Annotated in this window: 24 protein-coding genes; 9 read left to right on the top strand and 15 right to left on the bottom strand. The window is 65.8% G+C overall.

Going from position 1 to position 26,296, the window contains the following annotated elements; translation table 11 throughout:
• Window positions 1-139: 139 nt before the first annotated feature.
• Together AB0C34_RS19445 and AB0C34_RS19450 are read right to left on the bottom strand one after the other, a co-directional pair.
• Window positions 140-811 (bottom strand): response regulator, encoded by a 672-nt coding sequence (locus tag AB0C34_RS19445; RefSeq protein ID WP_357074472.1) that lies wholly within the window; start codon window positions 809-811, stop codon window positions 140-142.
• On the bottom strand, window positions 793-2,481 hold the full coding sequence (locus AB0C34_RS19450) for a sensor histidine kinase (protein WP_357074474.1): 1,689 nt from the start codon (window positions 2,479-2,481) through the stop codon (window positions 793-795). The genes AB0C34_RS19445 and AB0C34_RS19450 overlap by 19 nt, the downstream gene beginning before the upstream one ends.
• A 211-nt stretch (window positions 2,482-2,692) precedes the next feature.
• Here AB0C34_RS19450 and AB0C34_RS19455 point away from each other — a divergent pair, with 211 nt between their 5' ends.
• From AB0C34_RS19455 to AB0C34_RS19465, 3 genes are read left to right on the top strand one after another with little or no spacing between them, the layout of a single operon-like run.
• Complete coding sequence (locus tag AB0C34_RS19455; RefSeq protein WP_357074477.1) at window positions 2,693-3,571, top strand: ABC transporter ATP-binding protein; 879 nt, start codon at window positions 2,693-2,695, stop codon at window positions 3,569-3,571.
• On the top strand, window positions 3,561-4,448 hold the full coding sequence (locus AB0C34_RS19460) for an ABC transporter permease (RefSeq protein WP_357074480.1): 888 nt from the start codon (window positions 3,561-3,563) through the stop codon (window positions 4,446-4,448). The genes AB0C34_RS19455 and AB0C34_RS19460 overlap by 11 nt, the downstream gene beginning before the upstream one ends.
• Window position 4,449: 1 nt before the next feature.
• Entirely contained in the window at window positions 4,450-5,502 is a 1,053-nt protein-coding gene (locus tag AB0C34_RS19465) for an ABC transporter substrate-binding protein (RefSeq protein ID WP_357074483.1), read from the top strand.
• A 271-nt stretch (window positions 5,503-5,773) separates the two neighbouring features.
• On the opposite strand, the gene AB0C34_RS19470 is transcribed toward AB0C34_RS19465, so the two are convergent.
• Together AB0C34_RS19470 and AB0C34_RS19475 are read right to left on the bottom strand one after the other, a co-directional pair.
• Complete coding sequence (locus AB0C34_RS19470; protein ID WP_357074486.1) at window positions 5,774-6,535, bottom strand: siderophore-interacting protein; 762 nt, start codon at window positions 6,533-6,535, stop codon at window positions 5,774-5,776.
• An 86-nt stretch (window positions 6,536-6,621) separates the two neighbouring features.
• Window positions 6,622-7,809, bottom strand: a complete 1,188-nt coding sequence (locus tag AB0C34_RS19475; RefSeq protein WP_357074489.1) for a serine hydrolase — start codon at window positions 7,807-7,809, stop codon at window positions 6,622-6,624.
• Between the two features lie 290 nt (window positions 7,810-8,099).
• Between AB0C34_RS19475 and AB0C34_RS19480 the strand changes: the two genes are divergently transcribed.
• Complete coding sequence (locus AB0C34_RS19480) at window positions 8,100-9,533, top strand: amino acid permease (protein WP_357074492.1); 1,434 nt, start codon at window positions 8,100-8,102, stop codon at window positions 9,531-9,533.
• A 49-nt stretch (window positions 9,534-9,582) separates the two neighbouring features.
• Here AB0C34_RS19480 and AB0C34_RS19485 read toward each other — a convergent pair whose 3' ends face one another.
• The 4 genes from AB0C34_RS19485 to AB0C34_RS19500 all read right to left on the bottom strand — a co-directional run bounded on the left by AB0C34_RS19485 (window position 9,583) and on the right by AB0C34_RS19500 (window position 13,739).
• Complete coding sequence (locus AB0C34_RS19485) at window positions 9,583-9,948, bottom strand: DUF4345 family protein (RefSeq protein WP_357074495.1); 366 nt, start codon at window positions 9,946-9,948, stop codon at window positions 9,583-9,585.
• 265 nt (window positions 9,949-10,213) lie between these two features.
• The gene (locus tag AB0C34_RS19490; protein WP_357074497.1) at window positions 10,214-11,626 is read right to left on the bottom strand and encodes an MDR family MFS transporter; all 1,413 of its coding nucleotides are present in this window, start codon (window positions 11,624-11,626) and stop codon (window positions 10,214-10,216) included.
• 191 nt (window positions 11,627-11,817) lie between these two features.
• Window positions 11,818-12,222, bottom strand: a complete 405-nt coding sequence (locus AB0C34_RS19495) for a DUF779 domain-containing protein (RefSeq protein ID WP_357074500.1) — start codon at window positions 12,220-12,222, stop codon at window positions 11,818-11,820.
• Window positions 12,222-13,739 (bottom strand): aldehyde dehydrogenase family protein, encoded by a 1,518-nt coding sequence (locus AB0C34_RS19500; RefSeq protein ID WP_357074503.1) that lies wholly within the window; start codon window positions 13,737-13,739, stop codon window positions 12,222-12,224. The genes AB0C34_RS19495 and AB0C34_RS19500 overlap by 1 nt, the downstream gene beginning before the upstream one ends.
• Before the next feature lie 598 nt (window positions 13,740-14,337).
• Between AB0C34_RS19500 and AB0C34_RS19505 the strand changes: the two genes are divergently transcribed.
• Entirely contained in the window at window positions 14,338-15,048 is a 711-nt protein-coding gene (locus AB0C34_RS19505) for a hypothetical protein (protein ID WP_357074506.1), read from the top strand.
• 466 nt (window positions 15,049-15,514) lie between these two features.
• Here AB0C34_RS19505 and AB0C34_RS19510 read toward each other — a convergent pair whose 3' ends face one another.
• Window positions 15,515-15,865, bottom strand: coding sequence for a hypothetical protein (locus AB0C34_RS19510; protein ID WP_357074509.1), 351 nt, complete (start codon window positions 15,863-15,865; stop codon window positions 15,515-15,517).
• A gap of 290 nt (window positions 15,866-16,155) precedes the next feature.
• Here AB0C34_RS19510 and AB0C34_RS19515 point away from each other — a divergent pair, with 290 nt between their 5' ends.
• Window positions 16,156-16,665: a DUF664 domain-containing protein gene (locus AB0C34_RS19515; RefSeq protein WP_357074512.1), complete on the top strand. Its 510-nt coding sequence runs from the start codon at window positions 16,156-16,158 to the stop codon at window positions 16,663-16,665.
• 115 nt (window positions 16,666-16,780) lie between these two features.
• Window positions 16,781-18,034 carry a metallophosphoesterase gene (locus AB0C34_RS19520; RefSeq protein ID WP_357074515.1) on the top strand — a complete coding sequence of 418 codons (1,254 nt, stop codon included), beginning with the start codon at window positions 16,781-16,783 and terminating at the stop codon, window positions 18,032-18,034.
• Window positions 18,035-18,049: 15 nt separating this feature from the next.
• Here AB0C34_RS19520 and AB0C34_RS19525 read toward each other — a convergent pair whose 3' ends face one another.
• Together AB0C34_RS19525 and AB0C34_RS19530 are read right to left on the bottom strand one after the other, a co-directional pair.
• Complete coding sequence (locus AB0C34_RS19525) at window positions 18,050-19,453, bottom strand: AIM24 family protein (RefSeq protein ID WP_357074518.1); 1,404 nt, start codon at window positions 19,451-19,453, stop codon at window positions 18,050-18,052.
• A 555-nt stretch (window positions 19,454-20,008) separates the two neighbouring features.
• Window positions 20,009-20,305, bottom strand: a complete 297-nt coding sequence (locus tag AB0C34_RS19530; RefSeq protein WP_357074521.1) for a hypothetical protein — start codon at window positions 20,303-20,305, stop codon at window positions 20,009-20,011.
• A 409-nt stretch (window positions 20,306-20,714) separates the two neighbouring features.
• Between AB0C34_RS19530 and AB0C34_RS19535 the strand changes: the two genes are divergently transcribed.
• A complete protein-coding gene (locus tag AB0C34_RS19535) occupies window positions 20,715-20,903 on the top strand; it encodes a hypothetical protein (protein WP_357074523.1) in 189 nt (62 codons plus the stop codon).
• A 413-nt stretch (window positions 20,904-21,316) separates the two neighbouring features.
• On the opposite strand, the gene AB0C34_RS19540 is transcribed toward AB0C34_RS19535, so the two are convergent.
• The 4 genes from AB0C34_RS19540 to AB0C34_RS19555 all read right to left on the bottom strand — a co-directional run bounded on the left by AB0C34_RS19540 (window position 21,317) and on the right by AB0C34_RS19555 (window position 24,453).
• Window positions 21,317-22,021 carry a DUF6081 family protein gene (locus AB0C34_RS19540; protein ID WP_357074526.1) on the bottom strand — a complete coding sequence of 235 codons (705 nt, stop codon included), beginning with the start codon at window positions 22,019-22,021 and terminating at the stop codon, window positions 21,317-21,319.
• Between the two features lie 4 nt (window positions 22,022-22,025).
• A complete protein-coding gene (locus tag AB0C34_RS19545; RefSeq protein ID WP_357074529.1) occupies window positions 22,026-22,952 on the bottom strand; it encodes an SAM-dependent methyltransferase in 927 nt (308 codons plus the stop codon).
• 175 nt (window positions 22,953-23,127) lie between these two features.
• The gene (locus tag AB0C34_RS19550) at window positions 23,128-23,595 is read right to left on the bottom strand and encodes a hypothetical protein (RefSeq protein ID WP_357074532.1); all 468 of its coding nucleotides are present in this window, start codon (window positions 23,593-23,595) and stop codon (window positions 23,128-23,130) included.
• Between the two features lie 24 nt (window positions 23,596-23,619).
• Window positions 23,620-24,453, bottom strand: a complete 834-nt coding sequence (locus AB0C34_RS19555; protein WP_357074535.1) for an SAM-dependent methyltransferase — start codon at window positions 24,451-24,453, stop codon at window positions 23,620-23,622.
• A gap of 256 nt (window positions 24,454-24,709) precedes the next feature.
• Between AB0C34_RS19555 and AB0C34_RS19560 the strand changes: the two genes are divergently transcribed.
• A complete protein-coding gene (locus tag AB0C34_RS19560) occupies window positions 24,710-25,615 on the top strand; it encodes a helix-turn-helix transcriptional regulator (RefSeq protein ID WP_357074721.1) in 906 nt (301 codons plus the stop codon).
• Window positions 25,616-26,296: the final 681 nt, after the last annotated feature.

The raw sequence follows: 26,296 nt of genomic DNA on the forward strand, positions 1-26,296 counted from the left end.
ACGGGCGCGTTCGGCTACGCCCGCGTTATCGACGGTGAACTCGCTGGTCAACGCACAATGACGGCGTGGTTGTGCGTGCCGCCCGCCACGGCGCTCCACGACACCGCCGACACCCGCGAACTGCCTCGGCGCCACCTGCTCAGCGCTGGGCCACGGCGGAGTACTCCTGTTCGGGGCGGCCGGTGCTGCCGTAGCGCAGGCTCATGCGTACCGCGCCGCCGGCAACGAGAGCAGCCAGGTAGCGCTGTGCGGTGGCGCGGGAGATGCCGATGGCGGTGGCCACTTCGCCGGCGGACAGCGGAATCTCCGCTTCGAGAATGGAGTGCAGGACAAGGTCTTTGGTGGGGGAGGCGGCCGCTGCCGGAGCGCTCGTCGCGCTGGTGGGGCGCAGTGCTTGCAGCGCCGCCGCCACCCGGGCGTTGTCGACCTGCGGGGCGGACAGGATGCGCCGGTAGCGCGCGTACGCCGCCAGCCGGGCGGCCAACTCGGTGGGCGGGAATGGCTTGACAAGATAGGCCATGGCGCCCGCCGCGATGGCCGCCCGCACCGTGTCGCTGTCCGTGGCGGCGGTGAGAATCATGGTGTCGCAGTAGAGTTCGCGCACGAAATCGATGCCGGAACCGTCGGGAAGATAGACGTCGACCAGCGCGAGATCGATCGACTCCGCCACGACGATGTGCCGTGCGGCAGTGAGGGTATTGGCGGTACCCGCGATGGTGAAACCGGCGATGGAGTCCACGATTCCGGCGTGCAGGTTGGCCACCCGGAAGTCGTCGTCGACGACGAGGATACTCAGATCTGCTGCGGCCATGGCACCTCATTGTCGATGAGTACTCCGGGCATGCGAGCGATGAATTCGGCGCCGGTGAGTGGTGGTTCGCCGCCGCCGGGACTGGACAGGCGCACATCGCCGCCGTGCGCGCGGGCGATCTGGCGGATCAGCGCGAGGCCGACCCCACGCCCGCCGGGAACCCCGTGGTCCTCGCGGGTCGAAGTGCCCTCGGTGAACAACGAATCCACCACATCGGGCGCGACACCGTCACCGCTGTCGGTGACCGTGCTGTGCAAGGTCGAATTCTCTTGTACCAGCTCGACCTCCACCTGTCGCACCGGTCGATCCGAGGCACGCACCGCTTCGATGGCGTTGTCGAGCAAGTTGCCCAGGACGGTCGTCACATCGACCGGATCGGCGAGGCTGCCGTCGACCCAGGTGTTCGGGCCGAGCAGGAGTTCGACGCCGCTCTCCCTGGCGTGTGCGGCCTTGGCGGCCAGGAATGCCTGCAGGTAGGCGTCATGGATGGCGTCGATACCCGGTGTGGCGGCGCCGAGCGGTCCCGCGCCGACCAGTTCGTCGATCGATCGCGACGCCTCCTCGACCCGTCCACGGTGCAGCAGGCCGCTGATCAGGTGCATCTTGTTGGAGAACTCGTGCCGCTGCGCGCGCAGCACCGTGCTCATCGACTGCACCGCGTCGAGTTGCCTGGTCAGCGACTCCACGTCGGTGCGGTCGCGCACGGTGAGTACCGCGCCGAGATCGCGCCCGTCGCGGCTGACCCGCCGCGCCGAGACGATGACGATATGTGAACCCACCGTCGCCGAAGCGGGTTGTTCGTCCAGGCCGCGGAACACCTCCAGCACCCGAGGGGTCAGCCCGATCTCGTCCACCGATCGACCGATGTCCGGGCCGATGCCCAGCAGCCTGCGCGCCTCGTCGTTGACGAAGGTCGTGCGCCACGACGCGTCGACGGCGAGCACGCCGCCGCCGATGCCGTGCAATACCGCGGCCTGGCCGCGGACGAGTTCGGCGAGTTCGTCCGGCTCCAGCCCGAGGGTCAGACCGCGCCAGCGCCGGGCGAGCAGGACCGAGCCGGCGATACCGACCAGCAGCGCGGCCCCGACCAACGCGCCCGCGGTACCCAGATCGTCGAGCAACTGATCGCGCACCGCTTCGGTGGAGATGCCGACGCTCACCGCACCCACGATCCGGTCCGAACCGAGATCCAGTACAGGTACTTTCGCGCGGACCGAGTCACCGAGCGTGCCACGTTCCCGCACGATCACCTCGTGTCCGGCCAGCGCTTCGGACGGGTCGGTACTGACGTGCTCGGTGAGGCGGCCCTGGTCCGGATGCGCCAGACGGATGCCCGCGTCGTCGGTGATCACCACGAACAGCGCCGTGTTGCGTTGCGTCGCATCGACCGCGATCTGTTCCAGCGGACCCGCGGCGAGTTCCTGGTGCAGCCGCGCGTCGGCGGTGACGACGCCGGGCGCGTACCTGCTGACCTCACCGCGCACCACCGGATCGGCCGCGACGGTGCGAGCGATGGCCAGTGCGCGCTGCCCATAGGCATCGCGCAGCCGCTGATCGCTGATGTAGCCGAACACCGCGAACGCGACACCGAGCGTTAGCGCGACGACCACGATCTGCAACAGCAGAACTTGGGTTCGCAACCGCACGGCCCGTATGCGCTCAGTGGCCATGGCCGCAGCATAGGCGGCTGCCTCGACACCGCTCGACCCGGCGCGGTCCAGCGGCGGATTGCTCGGCAGCGCCCGTCCCACCACGCCACGGTGTGCGCGAAATGCGCAAAACCTGCGAATCCCGTGTTTGTGGCGGTTGTGCGCACAAACTCCGCCGTGTGACTGGGGACACGTACGTTCGCCCTATCTGATCTCGCAGAAGTAGGAAGCAATGACCGAACCACTCATCGAACTGCGGAGCGCGACGAAGCGCTTCCCCGGCACCGGCGGCGGCATTCACACTGCCGTGAAGAACCTGAACTTGACGGTCGCCCCCGGCGAATTCGTCGCAGTCGTCGGCCCGACCGGATGCGGCAAGTCGACCACGCTTTCCCTGGTATCCGGACTGGAACCGGCGTCGGCCGGGCAGACGTTCGTGCACGGCACCGAGGTGCACGGCATTCCCGACGGTATCGGCTACATGTTCCAACAGGACGCGGTACTGCCGTGGAAGAGCGTGCTGGACAACGTCGCACTCGGCCCACGCCTACGCGGCGCGTCGAAAGCCGAGGCGCGGGAGAAGGCGGCGGTGTGGGTGCGCAAGGTCGGCCTGGCCGGGTTCGAGGGCTACTACACCCATCAGCTGTCCGGCGGTATGCGCAAGCGCGTCGCGCTGGCGCAGACGTTGGTCAACGAGCCGGAGATCCTGCTGATGGACGAGCCGTTCAGCGCGCTGGACGTGCAGACGCGCCAGCTGATGCAGGACGAGCTACTGCGCGTCTGGGCGGGTACCGACGTGAGCGACGCGCCCGCTGGCGACAGCCTGCCCCGCCGAGCAGAGTCTCGCGAACGCCGAAACGGACACCGGGCCGCGGTCATCTTCGTCACCCATGACCTGGAGGAGGCGATCGTGCTGGCTGACCGGGTGGTCGTCATGACAGCGAGCCCGGCGACGGTCTGCGGCGACTTCACCGTGGGGCTGCCGCGGCCGCGCAGCGTCGAGGATGTGCGGCTGACCACCGAGTTCCGTGACATCTACAAGGAAATTTGGGAAACGCTGCGCGACCAGGTCGAGGCGGCTCGAGCCAAGGGAGCCTCCCATGTCGCATGACGTCGTCGAAAGAAGTACCGCCGCGCAACCGGCGGTGGAAAACGAGTCCGAGGAGCAGATCCTCGCCCGGGTACGCGCCAACGCCCAGCGGGCCCGGATCCGCACGTGGGGACTGCGCCTCGCTCTCGTTGCGCTGTGGCTGGGCTCGTGGGAGCTGACCGCCTCACTGTGGATCGACCCGTTCTTCTACTCCAAGCCGTCGCTGATCTGGGAGCGACTGGTCGAATGGTTCGCTGAAGGAACGCAGTTCGGCTCCCTCTGGCTGCAGATCTACACCACCGTCGAGGAGGCGGTGCTCGGCTTCGTGATCGGTGCCGTGGCCGGTGTCGTGCTCGGTGTGTTGCTCGGGCGCAGCCGGTACTGGGCCGAGGTGCTCGCGCCGTTCATCAAAGCACTCAACGCGGTGCCGCGTATCGTGCTCGCCGCGCTGTTCATCATCTGGTTCGGCTTGGGACTCAGTTCGAAGGTCGCGACCGTTGTCGTGCTGGTGTTCTTCGCGGTGTTCTTCAACGCGTTCACCGGCGCGCGCGAAGTCGACGGCAACGTCATCAACAACGCGCGCATCCTCGGTGCGAGCAGGCGGCAGGTACTGATGTCGATCGTGCTGCCCAGCGCGACCACCTGGATTCTGTCCAGTTTGCACACCGCGTTCGGCTTCGCCCTGATCGGCGCTGTGGTCGGTGAGTATGCCGGTGCCAGTAAAGGGTTGGGTCTGCTGATCAGCAACGCCCAGGGGACGTTCGATTCCGCGGGCATCTATGCGGGCATGATCCTCATCACCGTCATCGCGCTGGTCGCCGAATGGGGGATAGGAATGGCAGAGAACCGGTTGTTGAAATGGCGTCCGTCGCAGGCGACCCCGAGCCACGGGATCTGACATGAGGTATCGCAAGCATGTGGCCGTTGTCGTCGTGGCCGTCGCGGCACTACTACTCGCCACGGGATGTCGGGATTCCCGGCACATTCCGACCGCGAACGGGCGTCCGCAGATCACCATCATGGTCGGCGGGTTGGAAAAGGTGATCTACCTGCCCGCCATGCTCACCAAGCAGCTCGGCAACTTCGAACGCAACGACATCGATGTCGAGTTGCTCGGCGAGCAGTCCGGCGCCAACGCCGAGAACGCGCTGCTCACCGGTGATGTGCAGGGTGTGGTCGGGTTCTACGACCACACCATCGACCTGCAGGCCAAGGACCAGTGCATCCGCTCGGTTGTTCAGCTGGCGGACGTGCCGGGTGAGGTCGAGTTGGTGTCGAAGCAGGACGCGCCGACCATCGGGTCGGTGGCCGACCTGCGCGGCAAGAAGCTGGGTGTCACGTCGTTCGGCTCGTCGACCGACTTCCTCACTCAGGCGCTCACCGGTCAGGAGGGGATGTCGACCGCGGACTACACTCGTGTGAAAGCCGGTGCGGGACAAACCTTTATCGCCGGAATGAACCACGATGGCATCGACGCGGGAATGACCACCGACCCGACCGTCGCACAGATGGTGAACTCCGGTGAGGCCGAGATCCTGGTCGACATGCGCACCGAGGCGAGTACGCGTGCCGCCCTGGGCGGCCTCTACCCGTCCTCGTCGCTGTATATGAGTTGCACCACCGTCGACGCGCACCCCGACATCGTGCGCAAACTCGCCGCGGCGTTCGTCCAGACGCTGCAGTGGATCAAGGCGCACACGCCGGAGGAGATCGCGGCGAAGATGCCTTCGCAGTACGCGAGCGCGGGCAAGGATCTGTATATCCAGTCCATCCGCGACTCGATCGGGATGTTCAACGGCGACGGATTGATGAAAACCGAAGGTGCCCTGAATGTCCTGAAGATCCTTGGCAAGTACTCGACGAACGTCCGTCCTGTTCGCGACCACATCGATCTGTCGAAGACGTATACGACGCAGTTCGTCGCGGAGGCATTGCGCTCGACTCAGCAGTAGCGTCGGACCGACGACCCGCTGCGCCGCCCGAGCGGCTTTGTCGCCCTCGGGTGGCCCGGTGCTGCCGGAGCATCACTGCTACCGGCGAATCCTCAGAGATTCGGCCGCATCGACGTCAGGTCGACGTGCTCCGGGAGCTGGGACGCCACGGCCCGGCCGTATCGATTCACTCGGCGCGCGCCTGCGGAGTCTCGATCGCGATGGAGGGCATCGGCATCGATCCGGCGTGACAGGGTCTGCCCCGGGTCGATCGAAGCCCATCGGTAGCAGTTCAGCTGTTGGCCGCCGCCGATTCGCTCGCGGTGAGTTCGGCCTTCCACTCGCGGAAACCCTCCTCGGTGCGACCGAGTCGCCAATAGCCGGAGATCGACGCGGCCCATTCGGCGGACACCTCGCGTTCGCGGCGCACGTAGCGGCGCAGGTCGTGCATGACGGACCTCGCCTCGCCATGGATGAAGACCTGGACCTGCCCGTGCGGCCACGGCGCTTGCCGGATGGACTCGGCAAGCAGCTCACCCGGCGCGCGTACGCCGCGGTGCAGCCAGGTCAACTCGACACCGTCCGGCTTCTTCAGCGGCAGCTCGTCGTCAGGTCCGGCGACCTCGACGAACGCCATTCCGGTTGCTTCGACGTCCATCGCCTCCAGCGCGGTCGCGATGGCCGGCAGGGCCGCCTCGTCACCGGCCAGCAAGTGCCAGTCGGCGTCCGAGCGGGGGGAGTAGGCCCCGCCGGGTCCGTACAGATCGATGATCTCGCCCGGTTGTACCGAGGCCGCCCACGGTCCCGCTATTCCCTCCGCGCCGTGGAAGACGAAATCCGCGGCAATCTCGCCGGCGAGCTGGTCCACCGAGCGAACGGTGTATGTGCGCAGCACCTCGACCCCGTCCCGCGGGAAGATGAACTTCACGTAAGAGTCGGTGAATTCGCTGGGCCGGAACCCGGCGAAACCGGGGCCGCCGAGGTGGACCCGGATCAGGTGCGGGGTGAGCCATTCGGTGCGTTGCACGGTGAGGGAAGTGCGGGGTCGTGCCATAGCTGACCTCCAGGTAGGATTGCCTTAGTTACCCTACCTGTCTTTCAGCTCGGGCCGCGCACAACCGTTGACGGCGTGCCGCCATATCATCGCCCGGCGATCGCACGGAAGACATCGATGGTCTCCTGTCGGTCCTGAGTGGTCCCATGGTCGCTGAGCTTCACGATGACCGTACCGCTCGGCGGGTCGAGATAGATGTACTGGCCGTAGACCCCGACCGCGGAGATGTCCTGACCGTCTCCGCCGCTCGGGTGCCACCACTGCGCGCCGTAGTGCCAGGCGCCCACCGGGTGCGGCGCCGGAACGCGAATGCGCTCCAGCCACTCGGGCGGCACGACCTGCGTGCTGCCGGCCCGTCCACCCGCCAACACCAGCTGGCCGATCTTGGCGAAATCGCGTGCGGTGGCGTTGAGACAGCAGAAGGCCTTCTCCTGTCCGTCCGCGGTATCGAGGTTCCACAGCGCGTCATCCTGCGCGCCCATCGGCCCCCAGATATCGCGCTGCAACAGTTCGCTGACCGACCGGCCCTGGACCTTCGCCACCGCCATACCGAGCAGTTGGGTGTCCACGCTGCGATAGTCGCCCATGCTGCCGGGAGTGAACCGCAGGCTGCGGTGCGCGCGGACGAATCCGCCCAGATCCTCGGTCAGGTACATCCGGGCGGTGCCGGTCAGCGGCAGGTACCTGTGGTAGTTCTCCGGGACATCGATGCCCGAGGTCATGTCGAGCAGGTCCCGGATGGTGATCGTGTCGTACCCGCCGCCGGTGGCCAGTTCGGGCAGGATGCGCGTCAGGCGGTCGTCCTCGCGCAACTTTCCGGCTGCGACGGCTTGACCGGTCAGGAGCGAGACCACCGATTTCGCGACCGACCAGGAAGACTGTGGTGTGGTCGGCTCGACACCCTCGCCATACCACTCGGTGGTCAGCACGCCATCGCGCAGCACCAGGAACGCGTTCGTGTGCGTGTCGCCGAGGAACTGGGCGACCGGGATCTGCGACCCTCGCCAGGGAACCGTGGCCGGTAGCGACTCGCTCGCGACGGGCAGTGGACGGGGGGTAGGGGAGGCCGCCACGGTCCGACTGGCGAACAGCAGGCCTTGGGTGGATGGCGGGTCCAGCAAGAGGCCGAGCAGCGTCGGTGGCGACGGGATGTGCAGCACCGCCGTTGCCGCGAACGACGCTCCGATCACCAGGGCGACGACGATGACGACTGCGGTTACCGTGCGCAGCGCATATCGGCGTAGCCGTGTCGGTCGAGTGGGTTGTTCAGTCATGACAGGCGCTCGCTCCGGTCCGCACCCGTGTGCCGGTCATTTGCTGTCGCCCGATCTCGCCGACATCGTCGGTGCTGTGAGCGATGATGACACGCTGGACGGTCGATCGGGAAGGCAACGGTGCCGGGCAGTCGGTCCGGGGTACTGGCGGCAACCTCGGGCGGGTAGCGGCAGAGGCCGGTAGCGTGACGAGCTGATCGCGCCGAACGTGCGGTGATTCGAGACCGTGTTCGGCGCACCGACCGACGATCCTGATGTCGCGTCGTTGCCGAAGAGGGAAGGACCGCACTATGACAGCCGCCGACCGTCAGGTACAGGGCGCAGGACCACAGGGCCCGGCGGGCGCGGGCAACTCGGAGGGTTACGCACGCGGCTTGAGCCCTCGCACCATCCAGATGATCGCCATCGGCGGCGCGATCGGTACCGGCTTGTTCTACGGCGCGGGTGGTGCGATCGAGCAGGCCGGCCCCGCGCTGATTCTCGCCTACCTGGTGGCGGGCGCGGCCATCTTCGTGATCATGCGGGCACTCGGCGAGTTGCTGACCTATCGCCCGATCTCGGGCAGTTTCGCCGAGTACGCGCACGAATTCCTCGGCCGTTTCGCCGGATTCGTGACCGGCTGGTCGTATTGGGCGGTGTGGGTCGCCACGTGTATGGCGGAGATCACCGTGGCGGGTAAGTACGTGGAGTACTGGTTCGACATCGCATCGTGGATCACCGCCTTGGTGGTGCTCGCGGTGATGTTCGGCGCCAACCTGATCTCGGTGCGCTTGTTCGGCGAGGGCGAGTTTTGGTTCTCCACCATCAAGGTCACCGCGATCATCGGCATGATCCTGCTCGGCATCGGCGTGCTGCTGTTCGGTTTCGGACACGCGGCCGACCCCACCGCCACCAATTTGTGGGCCGATGGTGGCGTGTTCCCGAAAGGCATCGGCCAGTCGCTGCTGGTGCTGCAGATCGTGCTGTTCGCCTATGTGGGCGTCGAACTGGTCGGCGTCACGGCGGGGGAGGCACGGGAACCGCGCAAAACGCTCCGCAAAGCGATCAATACGCTGCCACTGCGTATCGGACTGTTCTACGTCGGCGCGCTCGTGGTGATCATGTCGGTGTCCAGCTGGCGTACCTTCCACGCGGGCAAGAGCCCGTTCGTGGAGGTGTTCGAGCAGATCGGCATTCCCGGCGCGGCGGGCATCATCAACTTCGTGCTGCTCACCGCGGCGCTGTCGTCCTGCAACTCGGGCATCTACTCGACCGGCCGGATGCTGCGCACCCTGTCGTTGCGTGGTGAGGCGCCGGCCCGGTTGAACAAGTTGAGTGCGAGCGCGGTGCCCTATGTCGGCATCATCGCGTCGGCGGGCGCCATGGTGATCGGCGTCATCGTGAATATCATCTCCCCGGACAAGGCGTTCGCCTACATCACTTCGGTGTCGACCATCGGCATCATTTTCGTCTGGGGTGTCATTTTGGTCTGTCATCTGCTCTATCGGGCCAAGGTCGCTCGTGGTGAGCTCCCCGCTTCCGACTACCGGCTGCCCGGCGCGCCGTACACCACGGTGCTGGCGCTGGCCTTCCTCGGTCTGGTGGTCGTGCTGCTGTTCTGCACCGACAGCGGGCGAACGGCGATCGTGGTCGGCGCGGTGTGGACGGCTCTGGTATCGGTCGGCTACCTAGCGCTGAACCGGCTCGGAAAGTCCGGTGCGGCAGCGGACTCCGTGCGACGCTAGTCGGTCGCAGGATAACGGCGAGCGGTCGGCCGCGATACGAATGTCGCCGTCAGGCCGTGAGCAATAGGGCGGTGGCCGCGAGCGCTTCCACCACGCAGTAGAACCACGTGGGGTAGAAGGCTGTTCGTTCATCCAGCGCCGCGGACAGCACCCGTCCCAGGGCCATACCCGCCAGCGCCGCGCCGACCGCGACCATGATCCCGATGCGCAGCGAGCCGAGATCCAGCGCGGCAACGCCCAGCACGGCTGCCATGGCCAGCCCGAAGCCGCCGTAGACGGCGCGTACTTCGTAGCGGGCGCTTGCCGCGGTGAGTCGGACGCCGAACGGCCCGATCAGAGCGGCAGGCGCGATCAGCGCGTAGCTGCCCATCGCCAGAAAGAACATCCCGATGATCGCGCATACGGCGGCAGCCACTTTTTCCTCCAGGGCACTGGTCTGGTCAGAATCCGAGCATGCGCTTCTGCGGTGGCGACTGCTTCCGTAAACCGGCTGTTCATCGCACTACCGTGCGGTCTGATCCGGCCGCTCCGGAAATGCCCCACCAGGACTGGTGCCGACCAGAGTTGTCCCCGCCGCAACGACCGGTGTTCGGGCCATCTGGCCAGTCACGGCGCGACCCGCTGTGCCCTCACCGACCAAGCCGGGCGGTTCGCTTCCACTGCGCCCGATCGCCTTCCGGTCAGGCGTGCGCCACCTCCCGACCCGGCATCGTGGCCGAAGCCACCACCAGCACCACGGCCATCGCTGCCACCGCGATGAACACCAGATGCACCGACGAGGCCAACGTGGCGGGCAGCGGGTGGCCGGTGCCGCCGACCCTCGAGTTCACGATCGCGCCGAAGACCGCGACACCCACCGCGCTACCAATCGAGCGGGCGAACATGTTGGCCGAGGTGACCACGCCGCGCTCGGTCCACTCGGCGCTGGTCTGCGCCGCGATCAGGGTGGGGGTGGCGACCAACCCCATCCCGGTGCCGATGACGAAACAGGACGCCGCGACTTGCCATAGCGTCGAGTCCACGGTGATCAGTAGCGTGCTGGCGGCGCCGAGTGCGGCGAGTCCGCTGCCGATCACGGCGGTGGTGCGAAAACCGATGCGCAGGTACACCTTTCCGGCCTGCGAGGCGGCCAGCGGCCAGCCGAGTGTGAGCGCGCCCACCGTGAGGCCCGCGACCAACGCGCCGGTGCCCAGCACGCCTTGGGTGTACGTCGGAACGTAGGAAGTCAACCCGAGTAAGATTGCCCCGATCAGCACCGCCACCAGGCCGCTGGCGATGACTACGCGCCGGGTGAACACCCACAGCGGAAGAATCGGGTTATCCGCGCGGCGCTCCACCATTCCGAACAGCACGAGCAGTGCCGCGCCGCCGACGAATACGCCGATGCCGGTGGGGGAGGCCCAGGCCCACGCCTGCCCGCCTTCGAGCAGTCCGAGAATCAGTGCGCCCGCGCCGACGGTGAGCAGGGCCGCGCCGAGATAGTCGACGCGTTGTCTACGCCGCGGCGCGCTCTCGGCGAAGTTGCGCACCAGCATCCATCCGGCGAGCGCCGACAGCGGCAGGTTGATCAGGAAGATCCAGCGCCAGCTGATGTACTCGGCGAAGATGCCGCCCAGCAGCGGGCCGGCCACGCTCGACATGGCCCACACGCTGGCCAGGTAGCCCTGCACCTTCGCGCGCTCGGACAGTGTGTAGAGGTCGCCCGCGATCGTCATCGTCATCGGCTGGATCGCCCCGGCGCCGATACCCTGCACAGCGCGGAAGATGATCAGGCCGAGCATGCTCGTCGCGATGCCGCACAGCAGCGACCCCAGCGCGAACATGACGATCCCGAACAGGATTACCGGTTTGCGGCCGACCGTGTCAGCGAGTTTTCCGTAGATCGGGACCGTGACGGCTTGGGCGAGCAGGTAGATGGAGAACAGCCAGGGAAACTGCGCAAAGCCGCCGAGATTGTCGGTGATCGTCAGCACCGCGGTGGCGATGACGGTCGAGTCGAGCGCGACCAGTGCTGTCGCCAGCATCAGCGAACCGAGGATCGCTCCGCGCTCCGACCGGAGGCCGACGGCTAGTTCGCTTGTCTCGGTCATCACCGGGGCACCCTTTCGTTCGTTCGTCTAACCATCTCGAACGAACATATCCATGCCCGAACTATTCCCACACTGAATTGTTTCGTCCGCCGGACCCGGACGGAAATCGGACTGCGCACCGAAGCGACAGCTCGGTGCGCAGCCCGGTCGGAGTATCGGTACGTGGTTTACCCCACAATCGGCCGGTGCGCCGTTCAATGGGGCGAGTCCGCCCCGGTTCGTGGCGGCGGCTGTGCCTGGAGGTAGGCGGTCTCCTCATCGGTGAACAGGCGCGAGCGGATGAGGAAACGCACGCCTTCTGGCGCTTCGAGCGAGAATCCGCTGCCCCGTCCCGCCACCACGTCGACGGTGAGGTGGGTGTGGCGCCAATACTCGAACTGGTCGGCGCTCATCCAGAACGGGGTATCCGCGTCGAGGTATCCGAGCAACACGTCCGATGCGCCCACCCGGAATTCGCCGCGCGGGTAACACATTGGTGAACTGCCGTCGCAGCAGCCGCCGGACTGATGGAACATGACCGCGCCATGCTGCCCGATCAGCGTGTGCAGCAACGCCTCCGCCTGCTCGGTGAGCTCGACGCGGTGCACCGGATCCGGCATCAGAAGAATCCGAGCTTGTCCGGCGAGTAGCTGACCAGGAGATTCTTGGTCTGTTGGTAGTGGTCGAGCATCATGGCGTGGTTCTCCCTGCCGATGCCGGACTTCTTGTAGCCGCCGAAGGCGGCGTGTGCGGGATAGGCGTGGTAGCAGTTCGTCCAGACGCGTCCGGCCTTGATCTCCCGGCCGAGCCGGTACGCGGTGTTCATATCCCTGGTCCACACGCCCGCGCCGAGGCCGTAGAGGGTGTCGTTGGCGATTTTCAGCGCCTCGTCGATGGAATCGAACGTGGTCACCGAGACGACCGGGCCGAAGATCTCCTCCTGGAAGATTCGCATGTCGTTGCGACCCTTGAAGATCGTGGGCTCGACGTAGTAGCCGCCCGGGAACTGCTCGACCTTGCGGGTGCCGCCGCCGGTGAGGACCTCCGCGCCTTCGCGGCGGCCGATGTCGAAGTAGGACAGAATCTTTTCGTATTGGTCATTGCTGGCCTGGGCGCCGATCATGGTGGCCTCATCGAGCGGATTTCCGCCGCGGATCGCCTTGGTGCGTTCGAGGCACCGGGAAATGAACTCGTCGTAGATGGCCGAGTGGATCAGGGCGCGGGACGGACACGTGCACACCTCCCCCTGGTTGAGCGCGAACATCACGAAGCCCTCGACGGCTTTGTCCAGGAACGCATCGTCGGCGGACATGATGTCGGGCAGGAAGATATTGGGGCTCTTGCCGCCCAATTCCAGGGTGACCGGGATGATGTTCTCGCTGGCGTACTGCATGATCAACCTGCCGGTCGTGGTTTCGCCGGTGAAGGCGACCTTCGCGACCCGCGGGCTGGAGGCCAACGGTTTGCCCGCCTCCACGCCGAAGCCGTTGACGATGTTGAGCACTCCGGGTGGCAGCAGATCGGCGACGAGTTCGACCACCTTCAGGATCGAGGCGGGGGTTTGCTCGGCGGGTTTGAGTACCACGGCGTTGCCTGCTGCCAGCGCGGGTGCGAGCTTCCAGGTGGCCATCAGGATCGGGAAGTTCCACGGGATGATCTGGCCAACCACGCCCAGCGGCTCGTGGAAGTGGTAAGCGATGGTGTCGGCATCGATCTCGCTGATGCCGCCTTCCTGCGCCCGGACCGCGCCCGCGAAGTAGCGGAAGTGGTCGACTGCCAAGGGCAGATCAGCGGCGAGTGTTTCGCGGACCGGCTTCCCGTTCTCCCAGGTCTCGGCGACCGCGAGCGCTTCGAGGTTGTCTTCGATCCGGTCGGCGATCTTGTTGAGGATATTCGCGCGCTCGGTGGTGGAGGTGCGTCCCCACCCGTCGGCCGCGCGGTGCGCGGCGTCCAAAGCGAGATCCACATCGGCGGCCGAGGATCGTGCCACCGAACAAAACGTCGCCCCGTCCACCGGGGACGGATTGTCGAAGTAACGGCCTTCGACCGGGGCGGTCCATTCACCGCCGATGAAATTCTCGTAGCGGTCGGCGAATTCGACGACGCTGCCCTCGGTTCCCGGCTTGGCATAACTCATGACGGGTGGCTCCTCGCTGGTTGCGGACGTGAAGCGCACGGCTGTTTCGGCCGCGGATGAAGGTCACTATGCCCGCTGCGGGTTGATGAAAGGTTGAAGGCGGCTCAGGCGCGTAGCGCGCCGGGGAGCAGCGATCCGCGATGCAGTTCGACTGCGCTCGAACCGACCGGGCGATCGCCGTATACCGCGAAACTTGACCGGATACTGAAGGTGTCTTTCACGCGCCACGCGCGCACCTCGGGGTTCGGTCGACCTGCAAGGCGAAACATGCACTGGCAGAATGCAGTGCCGCGTCAACCGCTCCGGCTTCGCAATCTATCACTCGAGTTCTGGTCCGCAACGTGCCGTTGAATGGCGGCCCATCCGACAGAGTGCCGATATCAAACGAGTCATTATGATAATCGAAGCGCGCGCGAAACATAACTGACATACGCAATGAATGGCCGAACGGCGCTCATATACGAGCGGAGGCATGTTTGGGCGCCGCAATCCCGGGTAGTTCGGTATCATGCTCTGATTCGAGACGGAATCGGATATTTTGGAAAGGTGTATAAGATTTACGACAAACGCAGATCGTAAAACTAAAATGGAGAGCCTAATGGCAACTTCAACTTACGAAGAAATAAATTCAACTTACGAACAATTCGAATACATAGTGCCGCCGCACCGCTCCAAGTCTCTGACCGATTGGAAGCGATGGTGTGTCGCGGCATCGAGTCTGCTCACTGTTGTGCTGCTCTTCCAGCCGTGGCTGGTGGCGTCGGGGCCATACGGCGACGTGCGCATCAATGCCTTCGGGTGGATGGAAGGCTCGCTCCCCGGGCTCGATGGCTTCGGGTATCGGCCGGCCAGTTACGCCGACACCATCAGCGATGGATGGGGGATGATGGCAGGCGTCGCCGCGGCGGTCACCATGATCGCGGCGATGCTATCTCTCGCGATGGGTATCGAGGCGTTGTCGCGCCTCGTCGCCGTCAGCGGTGTGGCTACCGCGGTATTCGTTCTGGCGGCCTTGCTTTATTTGCATGGCAAAGCGCCGGAAGTGCGCGATATGACAAGACACCGGGACGGCCTCACTGGACTCGACGACATTATGCAGACGTTCGTCGGGGGCACCGGGGGATCGAGCCCCGAGGCAACGCAACAGGCTGCCACCGCGGTGCTGACAACTCCGGCACTGCTGTGTGCTCTCGTCGCGGTCTGCACGGCAGTCATAGCTCTCGCTGGGTTGCGGAATCGAACCCACCTTGTCCCGGTGTATCTGAATGTCGAATTTCGATCGACCGAACCGGAGGGCAGCTCGGTGTGACCGTGCTGTGACGGACCCGCCCGGCGTCGGTCGGCTTATCTTGGGTGGTCGGACACCCGCGACGCCGGGTTGTCGGTCGGGGCGCTGATAGTGGGCTTCGCGCGCTGGTCGAGCCGAGATGGCCTGTGGCCCACGGGGTCGAAGCAAAGCGCCGCATGTTGGCGGCAGGATTCGCTCTCCAAGTGTGCTGTGCCGCACCTCGAAAAACAACGGGTGAAAACAGGCGGAACAGGGGGCGACCCAGCTTCCTCGCTGGTCCGATCATTCGATCAGGTAGTCGGCCTGTGCGGTACCACGATCCGAGCCGACCATCGTGTGGCGAATTGCCGTTCGCTATTCGCCGCACACGGTTGTGCGGAGGATTTCCCGGCTCCGCCGTGCCGCTCGACGGTGGTGCGCGGTGCGACCGCGCACCACCGTCGAGCGAGAGTCATCTGGCCGGGTGGGTTGGTGCGCTCGTGGATAGTCAGAACGCGCTTCCGGTACCAGGCAGGAAGAAGCCAGGCCAGATGCCGAACGGGCTGCCCCAGTAGCCGAACGGGCTACCCCACAAGCCGTAGCCGCCGAGCCCGCCCCAGCCGTTGCCACCCCAACCATTGCCACCCCAACCGTTTCCGCCCCAGCCGCCGTGGCGATGCCGGCCGCCGTGCCCCCAGCCGCCGTGAATCTCTTCGCCCTGGCTCACCTGAGCGACGGCCGGCTGCTCTGCCATCGCGGGCGCCGCGGCGATGGTGATAGGGGTCAGCGTGAGCGCGGCAGCCAGTGCCACGCGGGCTATCGCTCGGCGGGTACGTCCGGTGTCGACGTCGTGGATCATCGGTGCTTCCTCACTTCGGTATGTATCGTCCGGTCGGGAACCAAAATCGGCCGGTCGGATCAGAATTATCTAGCCAACAAATATCGTACCGTTAAAGAATGGCACGTTCAATGTGGTTCGGCCGTGCGAGAATTCGACGGTCCCGGGTACCGGCTGCTCGGAATCGGCCGGCCACATGGACGTGGGTCGGGGCCCGCGCCGATCAGATCGACCCATCCGGTATCGGGCCCGGTTCGGGGCGCGGATCGGTACCGTCGACAGCATCTGACCGCGAGGGAGGAGCCGAGACAATGAGAAGTGGCGATGTGCTGACCGACGCCTTCGGGCGGATCCGGGAGGTAGTGCACGAGGTGGTGGACGGACTCGACGAGGACGACCTTGTCTACCGAATCGACCCCGGCGCCAACTCGATCGCATGGCTGGTCTGGCATCTGACCCGGGTGCAGGACGATCATGTGGCGGACGTGGCCGGTACCGAGCAGGTGTGGACCGCGCACGGTTGGTACGAACGATTCGGACTGCCGATCGAGGTAGGCGCGACCGGTTACGGCGACCGCCCCGTCGACGTCGCTGTCGTTCGTGCACCGGCCGAACTGCTCACCGGTTACTACGACGCGGTGCACGACCAGGCGGTGCGCTTCGTCCGGAAGCTGAGCGACAGCGACCTCGAACGGATCGTCGACATCCGGTGGGATCCGCCGGTGACGCTCGGCGTGCGGTTGGTCAGCGTGATCTCGGACGATCTACAGCACGCGGGTCAGGCCGCGTATCTGCGCGGCGTCATCGACCGGATGAGTTGAGCGGGTTGCGTGAACTCGACGCGGCGCGCGCAATCGATGGCGTGTCGCGCGTCGGCGCCGCGAAGTCGGACTGTGCACGAAGCGTGCGGCCGTGGTCGTAGTGAGTGTTCTCGTCGTGACTGTCGTAGCTGTCGTGATCGTCATGTCGGTGCTGTTCGTCGGGCTGCATTGGTACGTGTGGCGGCGACTCGTACGGGACGCCACCGTGGCGCAGTCCCGCGCGCGGCGGGCTGGCACCGCCGTCGTCGTGGCGGGCCCGCTGCTACTGATCGGCGCGAGTGTCGCCGAATTGGCCTCGGCGCCCTTCCCGTTGGTCCGCATCATCGCCTGGCCGGGTTATCTGTGGGCCGCTTTTTTCGGGTATCTGCTGCTGGCGCTACTGGTGGTTGAGCCGATTCGGCTCGTGCTGCTGCGGTTCGGTGCGAAATCGGTGTCCGAGACGGTCGCTGTTGCCGCGTCCGCCGAATTCGTGCCGACACCGAACTCTCTGCTGGACATGGATAGTGCGCCGCAACCTGCGACGGCTGCGCCTCCAATCCTGCGAATTCCACGCAGAATCTTCGTTTCCCGCGTCGTCGGCGGCGCGGCCGTGGCTGTCGCGTCGACGACTGTCGGTGCTGGAGCCTACGGCGTTCTCGACGGACCGAGTGTCGAGCACGTCGTGGTGCCGCTGGCGAAACTGCCCCGTCGTGCGGACGGGTTCCGCATCGCAGTCGTCAGCGACGTCCATCTCGGCCCCGTTCTCGGCCGCGGTTTCGCTGAGCGGGTGGTCCGCACCATCAACGACACCCAGCCCGACCTGATCGCCGTCGTCGGCGACTTGGTGGATGGCACCGTCGAGCACCTGCGCTCCGCCGTCGAACCGCTGGCGCGCCTGCGCGCACGCCACGGTGCGTTCTTCGTGACCGGTAACCACGAGTATTTCTCCGGCGCCGACGGGTGGATCGACCACGTTCGAGAACTCGGCATGCACCTGCTCGCGAACGCCCGCACGGAGTTACCCGGATTCGACCTGGCGGGCGTGAACGATGTGCAGGGCGAGCGGACCGGGCAGGGGCCCGACTTCGTCGCGGCGCTCGGCGACCGGGACCGCTCGCGTGCCGCTGTCCTCTTGGCGCACCAGCCCGTACTCATCGACGCGGCGGTCCGCCACGGCGTCGACCTGCAACTGTCCGGGCATACGCACGGCGGCCAGCTCTGGCCGGTCAATTATCTTGTGGGCCTGGTGAATCCGACGGTCGCCGGGCTGGAGCGGTACGGTGACACACAGTTGTACGTCACCCGGGGCGCCGGGGCGTGGGGCCCGCCGGTACGCGTGGGCGCACCGTCGGACATCACCGTCGTGGAACTCGCGTCGCGGCAAGCGTGACCACGATCGCCTCCGCTATCCGAACAACCCGCCGAGTACCCCGCCGCTCTGGCCGGCCTCTTGTCCGCCGCCGGTGCCGCCGAGGAAGCCCCCCGGCGGCAGTTCCGAAGGTTGCACGATGACGAATCCGTGGCCGGAGAACGACAGCGTCATGCTCTCGCCGGTGCTGCGCCCCATAAGCCTGCCGAGTCCGAAGGAATCGTTGCGTTTGATCCCGGTCTGCAGACTCGACGACCAGGCTACCGCCGCCTGCGGGTCGGCATAGGTGGGCTGGTCGACGTTGAGAACGACCGGTGTGCCGTGGGTGGTGATCGCGATGCGCCCTCGGCCGGTGAAGACGCAGTTGAACAGCCCGGCGTTGCTGGCGAATCCGGCAGCGCCCTGCACCATCCGGATGTTGTACGTCAGCGTGGAATCGAAGGCGAGGACGTTGGCGCCATTGATGGTCAGGCCGTCGGTGCCGTCGAGATCGATGGTGTGTACGTCGGCGGCGCCGTTGGCGACGAACAGATCGCCCCGGCCGGACACCTTCATGAGTGGAACGCCCTCGCCGGTGAGTCGCTGCTGGATCGCCCGCCCGATGCCGCCCGAACCGAGCGCCTGGAATTGCAGATCCCCCTGGTAGGCGACCATCGACCCGGCGCGCGCCATGATCTCGCCATTGACGGCGACCTTGATCATCTTGCCGCCCTGCTTCTGGATGCCGACACCGGTGACTTCGGCGTGGCTCGGGGCGAATAGTTCGCTGTGCATCGGCAGCGCTCCTTGCTCAGGTGAGGGCATTGGTGGTGAAGGTGGCACGGCGGGCGCCGAGTGGTAGGCCGGTGGCGAAGGATACGACGGTGGCGAGGGCGCCGGACCGGACGCTCGATAGTTCGACGGGGGAGTCGGGGCGACGGGCGGCAGTGGTGGTGCGGCGGGTTCGTCATCGATATTCACGCCGAACGCGGTCGCGATTCCGGCAAGACCATTGTCGTAACCCTGCCCGACTGCGCGGATCTTCCATCCGCCGCCGCGGCGGTAGATCTCCACGCATACCACGGCGGCCTCGGTGCTGAGCCCGGTAATCGGGAAAGTCAGCGTGCCGGCCTCGGCCGCGATGCTCGCGCGCAGCGAGCCGACGCCGGCGAAAGTGGCGGGCCCACTGCCGTCCAGGCTCGCGGTGACAACGACCCGGTCGACGTCGGCAGGCAGCGCGCCGGTCTGGATGTCCACCACGTCACCGGCACCGCGGCCGTGCCGATAGATGACGCCGGGCGCTGTCGGCTGGTTGAAGAATACGAAATCGGCATCGGACCGCACACGCCCTTCCGGGCTGAGTAGTAAGGCCGACACATCGACGGGAGCGGAGCACGTGACGGTGACCGTGAGCCGATCGCCGGGCGCGGGGCGGTTCTCACCGCGGGCGAGTTCGGTCACGGCAGGCCGTCCAGGGCGCGGACGCGTCGGTGGAATGACATGCGATTCACGGCCTCCAGTGTGTCGTGCCGCCGGTGCGTTCGCTACCGAGGCAGGTCCGGTCCCCTCAGGTCACGAGTTCACCACGCGCGCCGTTGATCGCGGCTCGCGACAGTCCCGGTGCGCACACGGTCTCCAGGAAAATCTGTCTCGGGTCTGTGTCGTGATGCGCGGCACCGACATCTGCTCTGGCACCCGCTCGACGAGTAGTCACAGATCGACCGACCGTCATTGGTGACACGGCGCGTCCACCGTCGCAGTGTGCCGCCCCAGACCATCACGTCGTGCGATCGAGCAGTGTCACCCGGCTTTGCTGATCACGCGGACATCCGCGTGACGCCGGCCGTCGCGAAGACTTGGCCCGGCCGTTCGGGCGGCATCGTGGCGTCGGCAGCCGAGCGTGCGTCGGCGCGCCAGTTCACCTGGTGCTGGTCATCTCGCGGAGCAGGGACCGGGACATCCACTGGCGGCGACAGTCCGGCCGGAGCGGTCGGAGCTGGACGCGGCGTGTGGCGGTCAGAGCAGTTCGGCGTACATCGTGCCGTCGAGGATGCCGAATTCGATCTGTCCAGGAAACAGCGGCGTCGCGCCGGTGGCGCGTTGGGCGTGGTTGAGCGCGATGGTGTCGGTCGCCCACCGGTGCAGTGGTTGGGGTAGGCGCAGAACTCGGTGGTCGGTGCAGCGGATGTACGGGTAGGTGATCTCGCCGGGACCGGCGAGGGGGTTGTGGATGTCGAGGGCGGCGATGTCCAGGACCAGTCCGGTCTGCTTGGCGGAGGCGACGGTCGGTGGCTGCAGTTCGATGTCGTCCATGACTCAAGACGGTAGCCCGGAGGATGCCAGATGCGGGTGATTCCGGGCCGATGTCCGCAGGAATTGCTGCGATTCAGGTGTGACGGTGAGGTTCATCGAACGATCGAACCTCACCGCTACCACCAGCGATCGCGGTCGGCTTGGGCGTACCGTTGCCGCGCTGCATGTCCCGGGGCCACCGGGACATCGGATGAGCGTAGGCGACGCTGGGGATTCGCGGTGGGGTTTCCGCGGAATCGGTGCGCACGATCGCTCGGCGCGAATCCACACCGCCGGCCCGGGAAAGTCGGCGACCTGAGCGTCCTGATCCGCGCCCGGGGTCTACTATGCGTGCGGCGTGAAAGGAGCTGTGCGCGTTGCATATCCGCCATAGCCGCGTCATCGATTCGGTTCTCAGGAGGCTGGAAACGTGCTGTATGGAGTCGTAGCGGCCATTGTCGTTACGTTGTTGGTCGGGGCGGCCGCGGCAATGGTGTGGGATCCGCGCCGTCGTGACGACATGAGTGAGTTCGAATGGGATCTGGCCGAAAGTGACGATACGTCAGAAGATTTCTCCCAGGCCCGCAGTGCCGAGTGGCCACGGAAGGAAATGATCTGAGCCGTGCCGCCAGCGGCCGCCGCCTCGCCGAACACGAGAACGGTGGCATCTGGTCCGCGCCTGCGTGGTGACGTCGAATATATTCAACCGAGGTGCGGATGGGCGAGGTCGCTCGGCGGCCCCGTATCCGCGGACTGTAGTTCCCCATGTCGATGGGGCGGATGGCGCCCAGGCGAATTTCGCTGGGCGCCATGCTTCTTCCGAAGAACGGCGATTGGCCAGGCGCGTGTATCCGGGCGCGGACGCTGACCACGTCGACGAAACTAGTTGAGTCGTGGCGTGCTTCGGCGTCATCACTGCGATCGTCGATGACCAGCTGAGGATCGACTGACCGTGGCCGACCGCGTCGTAAGATGGTGGGCCGCTCGACCGGATCCCGGGGACGTCCGTGACCTCGATCGGCCGGGTACCGGCTAGTCGACGGTGAATTGACGCCATCGAGCGTGTAGGCCCTGTCCGCGCAGCGAGGTGCTGTGTCCGTCTTCGATCGGATGCAGGGTGATGATGCCGAATCCGATCTGAATCTTCTCCGGCAGGTTCGGTGCGTGCGTGGTGTAGACCGGGAAGTCGTCGACAGACCAGCCGACGGCGCCGGTGCCCCGGTCGATGCTGACCGCGTAGCGGTGGAACTGGGCGGGCTTGATGTCGACGCCCGCGAGCGGCGCGTGCACGACATGCGTGAACGCGAGTTCCTTGTCGACCACACCGGGCACGAACAGACGTTCGTGGATCGCGTAGGCGTGCTTGCTGGTCGCGATCAGGTCGAAAACCTGGGCGCTGTTCATATCGAGGACGTTGAACGCGGCGAAACCGTCCCGGTAGTCTTCGCCGGTGGCGCCGATGTTCTGCGCCGCCATCTCCACCGCGAAGGTCCGCGGTCCACCGGTGAGGTCGAATTCCTCGACCGACACCAGTAGGTGCTTCGGGTTGTCCAGGATCTGAACATCCGAGTTCGATCGGGTGAAGGCGTCGATTCGGACCGACACGGTGCCATCATCGATATCGGTCTGAGCTGCGGGATCGGCGTAGCGCCAGGTCTGGTCCACGCCGAGCGGCACTTCCAGAAAGCGCCACCGGTTCTCCCGCAGGTGCGGTCCGTTCAGGTCGTCGTAAATCATCGCGTCACCTTTTCGCCGAGCCGCCGTTGCGGGAACCGAGTCGGCCGTCCTTGCTTCCGGTCCTGCGGTGCAGTGAGGTCACCACGCCGGGAACGGGTTTGTAGCCGAGGCCGCCCAGTAGTAGCCGTTCTTCGGTCAGTCGCGGATGGAGTGCGGGTCCCATCGGCCACCAGTCGTCGAGTTCGACCAAGCCGGGCTCGATCAGTTCCAGATCACCGAAATACGAGGCGATCTCCGCACGGGTCCGGTACCAGCCGGAGCCCAAACCCATTTCGGTGAAGCGTCGTTGCAACTCAATGGCCATGTCGTGGGCCTCGGAGCCGTCGGAGGGGTCGTGGAAATGCGTGATCGCGACGTACGATCCGGCGGGCAGCGCGTCGATGTATTTGCGCATGATGCCCGCCGGATCGAGTGCGTCGTCGACGTGGTGCAGGATGCCGCAGAGGATCAGCGCCAGCGGGCGGGAGAGGTCCAGATGCTGGGTGACTTCGGCATGCGACAACAGGGTGCTCGGCTCGGTCAGGTCGCCGGGCACGAAGCGGGTGTACTCGTTGCGTTCCAGCAGCACTCGGCCATGGATGTTGCAGACCGGATCGTTGTCGACGTACACCACACGCGCATCCGGTTGCTGCTGCTGGGCGATCTCGTGAGTGTTGCCCACGGTCGGTAGACCGGCGCCGATATCGAGGAACTGGTCGATACCGACCGTGCCGGCCAGATATCGCACCACGCGGTGCAGCCAGCGTCGATTCATCCTGGCCACGTCGCTCTGGCGCGGTGCGACCTCGGCAACCTTGTCACGGACGTAGCGGTCGACCTCGTAGTTGTCTTTGCCACCGAGGGTGGCGTCGTAGACGCGGGCGATGCTCGCTCGTGTCGTGTCCACACCGACCGGTGCGCGGACACCGGTCCGGGGGGTGGGATCGGACATGGAGGACCTCTCTGTGCGGTTGGCTCACCAGCCTAGAGTCCACCGATTTCCACAGCAATGAATGTCGGATGCGCTCGGCTGGAAATGATTTCATGTGATCGACTGCCGGCGATTTCGACCAACACCGCGCAGTGAATACCGTCCGGTATTCATTGGGTGGACCCGGCACGCCGGCTCACGGCTTGTTCGGCCGGTGCAGCACTCGTCCCGGCAGTAGCCCGCGCTGCACGTGCGTGACCCGCCACCAGTCGATGTGCACGATCAGTGCCTCGATGGGGGTGGACAGGAACGGTTCGATCTGTGGCTCTTTGCGAAGAAGTGTCCGAAATGTCTCATCCCGCTCGCTGTGGTCCTCGCGCACCACCGCAGTTCCGAGTCCTTGCGCGAACGGGTTGCGGAATCCCGCGGGGACGACTTTGACGCCGATGTTCGGATTCGCTCGTAGGCTATCGAGCGTCTTGCCGCCGGATTCGAGCACGAGGGTGAGGCGGAAGGGATCTTCGTCCAGTTCCGCGAAGAACGCGTTCGAGGACCAGTTGATGCCGTCCTTGGAGGTCGCGAGGTCGATGTTGGTGCAGGCGAGGATGTCGGACAATGTGGCTCGGATGTCCTCGTCGGTGATCTGCGTGTCGTTCGACACCATATCGAACTCCCTTCTTGGTGCGGATCAGGATTTGCGGCCGACGCCTCCGACGATGAGACGCTCGTCCGGCCAGGGTGTGCGCAGAGCGGGGCCGCTCGGCCACCAGTCGTGCAATTCCACCACTCCCGGCGCGACCAGTTCCAGGCCGTCGAAGAACGTCTCGATCTCCTCGCGGGTGCGCCACCGCCCGGTGCCGAGGCCCTCCTCGAGCAGGGTTTGCTCGGCTTGCCGGGCCAGGGCGTGCATGTGCTCGTTCTCGTCGGCCGGGTCGAAGAAGTGACTGACCATCGCGTAGGAGCCCGGCGCGAGGCGCTCGACATATTCGTGCATGATTCCCGCGGGATTTCGGTCGTCATCGACGTGATGCAGTGTTCCGCACTGCATGAGCAAGAGGGGCTTGCTCAGATCCAGGTGAGCGTTGAGGTCGGGATGGTCCATCACCTCGGCAGGCCGGGTGAAGTCGAGATCCAGGAAGTGCGTGTGCTCGTTCGCCTCGAGTAGTTCTCGGCCCCGGGCGACGCACATCGGGTCGTTGTCCACGTAGACAACGACGACCTCGGCACCGAGTTCCTGCGCGACCTCGTGGGTGTTCGTGTTGGTGGGCAGACCGCTACCCAGATCGAGGATCTGGTCGATGCCCGCCGTTATGGTGGCGTACCGCACCACGCGCTCGAGCCAACGCCGGTTGGCCGCACCGACGGCGTCCTGGTGCGGGACGACCTTCTTCAGGTGCTCGTACGCCCTGCGGTCCACGTCGAACCAGTCCGCGCCACCGAGGGCGTAGCCATAAACGCGCGCGATGCTGGGGGTGTCCGGGTCCACACCCGGGAGCCGAGTCGCCTCGTCTGCCGAAGCCATGACTGCTCCTGTCCCCGCTCGGCCATCATCGGGGGCGACTCTACGCAGTCGGCTGCGGACCCGCCCAGGATTGCCCGAAGTTATTGCGTTGTCGCTCTTGTGAATCCATGATTGCGGAATCATAATTCGACTCGCGCTCGCGTCGTCGTCGAGCTGCGTTCGCGGCCGAGTAGGATCGACTACCGACGTCAGGTGATCTGTGATGGTGGAGGCACTGCGCTCCGCGGTCTACCCCCCCTATCGGCCGGAGGCATCCATGACCAACGACGAAGACAACAGTGGGAATGCGGGATTCCTTGCGGCCGAGCGTGGTCCGACCGTGCTCCGGATAGCGCTCGGCAGTCGGCTGCGTCAGTTGCGCGAGGGTAGTGGGATCACCAGGGAGGCGGCGGGTGATGCCATCCGCGGATCGCACGCCAAGATCAGCCGCCTGGAGCTGGGGCGGACCGGATTCAAAGAACGCGACCTGAACGATCTATTGAGCCTCTACGGCGTTGTCGACCCCGCTGAACGCGACACCTACCTCGAGCTGGCTCGTCGTGCGAACGACCCGGGTTGGTGGCAGCACTACAGCGACTTGCTCCCGGCCTGGTTCGAAACCTATATCGGACTCGAACAAGCCGCGACCACCATCCGTACTTACGAGGCGCAATTCGTTCCAGGTCTGCTGCAGACCGCCGATTACGCTCGCGCGGTGATCCAGCTCGGTAACACCGACGAGACCGAGCGTCGGGTCGCCATCCGGATGCGCCGCCAGCAGATTCTCAGCCGCGCGGCCGCTCCGACCCTATGGGCGGTCATCGACGAGAACGCGCTGCGCAGGCCGGTCGGCGGGATGGTGGTGCTCCGGGAGCAGATCGAGCATCTGGTCCAGGTGGCCGAACGTGCCAATGTCCGAATCCAGGTGCTGCCGTACTCGGCCGGAGGACACTCCGCCGCGGGTGGACCCTTCAGTATCCTCCGCTTTCCGGAAACCGAGCTGCTCGACATCGTCTACACCGAGCAACTCACCAGCTCGCTCTATCTGGACAAGCGCCGCGATGTCGAGTTGTACATGTCGGTGATGAACAGGCTCAGTGTGGAGGCGTTGTCGCCCGCCAGGAGCGTGGAATTCCTCAGGGAGTTGCTCTCGGAAATGCGCTCGGGCGAGGGGATCGCCTGAGTCGTCGTCCGCTGGCCGGGAGTGTGACTACTGCGCCCGACGACCCTCGACGCCTCGGTGCGGACCGCCAGGTCGGTGGAAGCCAGCATCCGGCACAGGGGTCGGGTCGGTGGCGCGTCATGCGGAATCGATCGCAGACGGCAGGGTGATGTGGACGGATGCGCGGCCGCGCCGCGCGTCCACCGCCTGGGTTATTTGTGAATGTGGTTGCTGCCGAAACTAATTGGGCGCGTCCCGATTTCATCGGCGCAGCACTTCGGCATCGGCGGCCGCCTTTCGAAGCCATGTCGTCACCAGGGGGCGTTTTTCACTTCCCGATTTCGTGATTGTCACTGGCGGGCAGTGCGTACACACGTACAAAGCGCATGTACGCAGAGATGTGCGTGCACCGATGCGACGTGGCGGAGCCGATGTGGCAGTATCTCTTTCGAGGTCGGGGTCTGAGGATCGACTCGGGCACTGACTGGTTCGGCCACGGCGGTCCCACTCATGAGTGGGACCGCCGGCGGGCCGTGCGGCATCGGCGGTGTGCACTCGGGCTGGTGGGGACTACGTGCGGTACGTGTGTCAGAGGACGCTTCTCGGGCGGACACGAATCGGACGGCTGCTCCCTGGATGGTATTGCCCGCGTGGCATGGGCGTGGCCGCAACCAAGCTTCACTGAGCGCGCGGCCGGCTCGA

Source organism: Nocardia sp. NPDC049220 (assembly GCF_040647855.1).
Classification (GTDB): Bacteria; Actinomycetota; Actinomycetes; order Mycobacteriales; family Mycobacteriaceae; genus Nocardia.

Excerpts from the sequence above, each read along its gene's own strand:
- AB0C34_RS19445 (WP_357074472.1), bottom strand. The coding sequence starts at position 811 with ATGGCCGCAGCAGATCTGAGTATCCTCGTCGTCGACGACGACTTCCGG.
- AB0C34_RS19450 (WP_357074474.1), bottom strand. The coding sequence starts at position 2,481 with ATGGCCACTGAGCGCATACGGGCCGTGCGGTTGCGAACCCAAGTTCTG.
- AB0C34_RS19455 (WP_357074477.1), top strand. The coding sequence starts at position 2,693 with ATGACCGAACCACTCATCGAACTGCGGAGCGCGACGAAGCGCTTCCCC.
- AB0C34_RS19460 (WP_357074480.1), top strand. The coding sequence starts at position 3,561 with ATGTCGCATGACGTCGTCGAAAGAAGTACCGCCGCGCAACCGGCGGTG.
- AB0C34_RS19465 (WP_357074483.1), top strand. The coding sequence starts at position 4,450 with ATGAGGTATCGCAAGCATGTGGCCGTTGTCGTCGTGGCCGTCGCGGCA.
- AB0C34_RS19470 (WP_357074486.1), bottom strand. The coding sequence starts at position 6,535 with ATGGCACGACCCCGCACTTCCCTCACCGTGCAACGCACCGAATGGCTC.
- AB0C34_RS19475 (WP_357074489.1), bottom strand. The coding sequence starts at position 7,809 with ATGACTGAACAACCCACTCGACCGACACGGCTACGCCGATATGCGCTG.
- AB0C34_RS19480 (WP_357074492.1), top strand. The coding sequence starts at position 8,100 with ATGACAGCCGCCGACCGTCAGGTACAGGGCGCAGGACCACAGGGCCCG.
- AB0C34_RS19495 (WP_357074500.1), bottom strand. The coding sequence starts at position 12,222 with ATGCCGGATCCGGTGCACCGCGTCGAGCTCACCGAGCAGGCGGAGGCG.
- AB0C34_RS19500 (WP_357074503.1), bottom strand. The coding sequence starts at position 13,739 with ATGAGTTATGCCAAGCCGGGAACCGAGGGCAGCGTCGTCGAATTCGCC.
- AB0C34_RS19505 (WP_357074506.1), top strand. The coding sequence starts at position 14,338 with ATGGCAACTTCAACTTACGAAGAAATAAATTCAACTTACGAACAATTC.
- AB0C34_RS19510 (WP_357074509.1), bottom strand. The coding sequence starts at position 15,865 with ATGATCCACGACGTCGACACCGGACGTACCCGCCGAGCGATAGCCCGC.
- AB0C34_RS19515 (WP_357074512.1), top strand. The coding sequence starts at position 16,156 with ATGAGAAGTGGCGATGTGCTGACCGACGCCTTCGGGCGGATCCGGGAG.
- AB0C34_RS19530 (WP_357074521.1), bottom strand. The coding sequence starts at position 20,305 with ATGGACGACATCGAACTGCAGCCACCGACCGTCGCCTCCGCCAAGCAG.
- AB0C34_RS19540 (WP_357074526.1), bottom strand. The coding sequence starts at position 22,021 with ATGATTTACGACGACCTGAACGGACCGCACCTGCGGGAGAACCGGTGG.
- AB0C34_RS19545 (WP_357074529.1), bottom strand. The coding sequence starts at position 22,952 with ATGTCCGATCCCACCCCCCGGACCGGTGTCCGCGCACCGGTCGGTGTG.
- AB0C34_RS19550 (WP_357074532.1), bottom strand. The coding sequence starts at position 23,595 with ATGGTGTCGAACGACACGCAGATCACCGACGAGGACATCCGAGCCACA.
- AB0C34_RS19555 (WP_357074535.1), bottom strand. The coding sequence starts at position 24,453 with ATGGCTTCGGCAGACGAGGCGACTCGGCTCCCGGGTGTGGACCCGGAC.
- AB0C34_RS19560 (WP_357074721.1), top strand. The coding sequence starts at position 24,710 with ATGACCAACGACGAAGACAACAGTGGGAATGCGGGATTCCTTGCGGCC.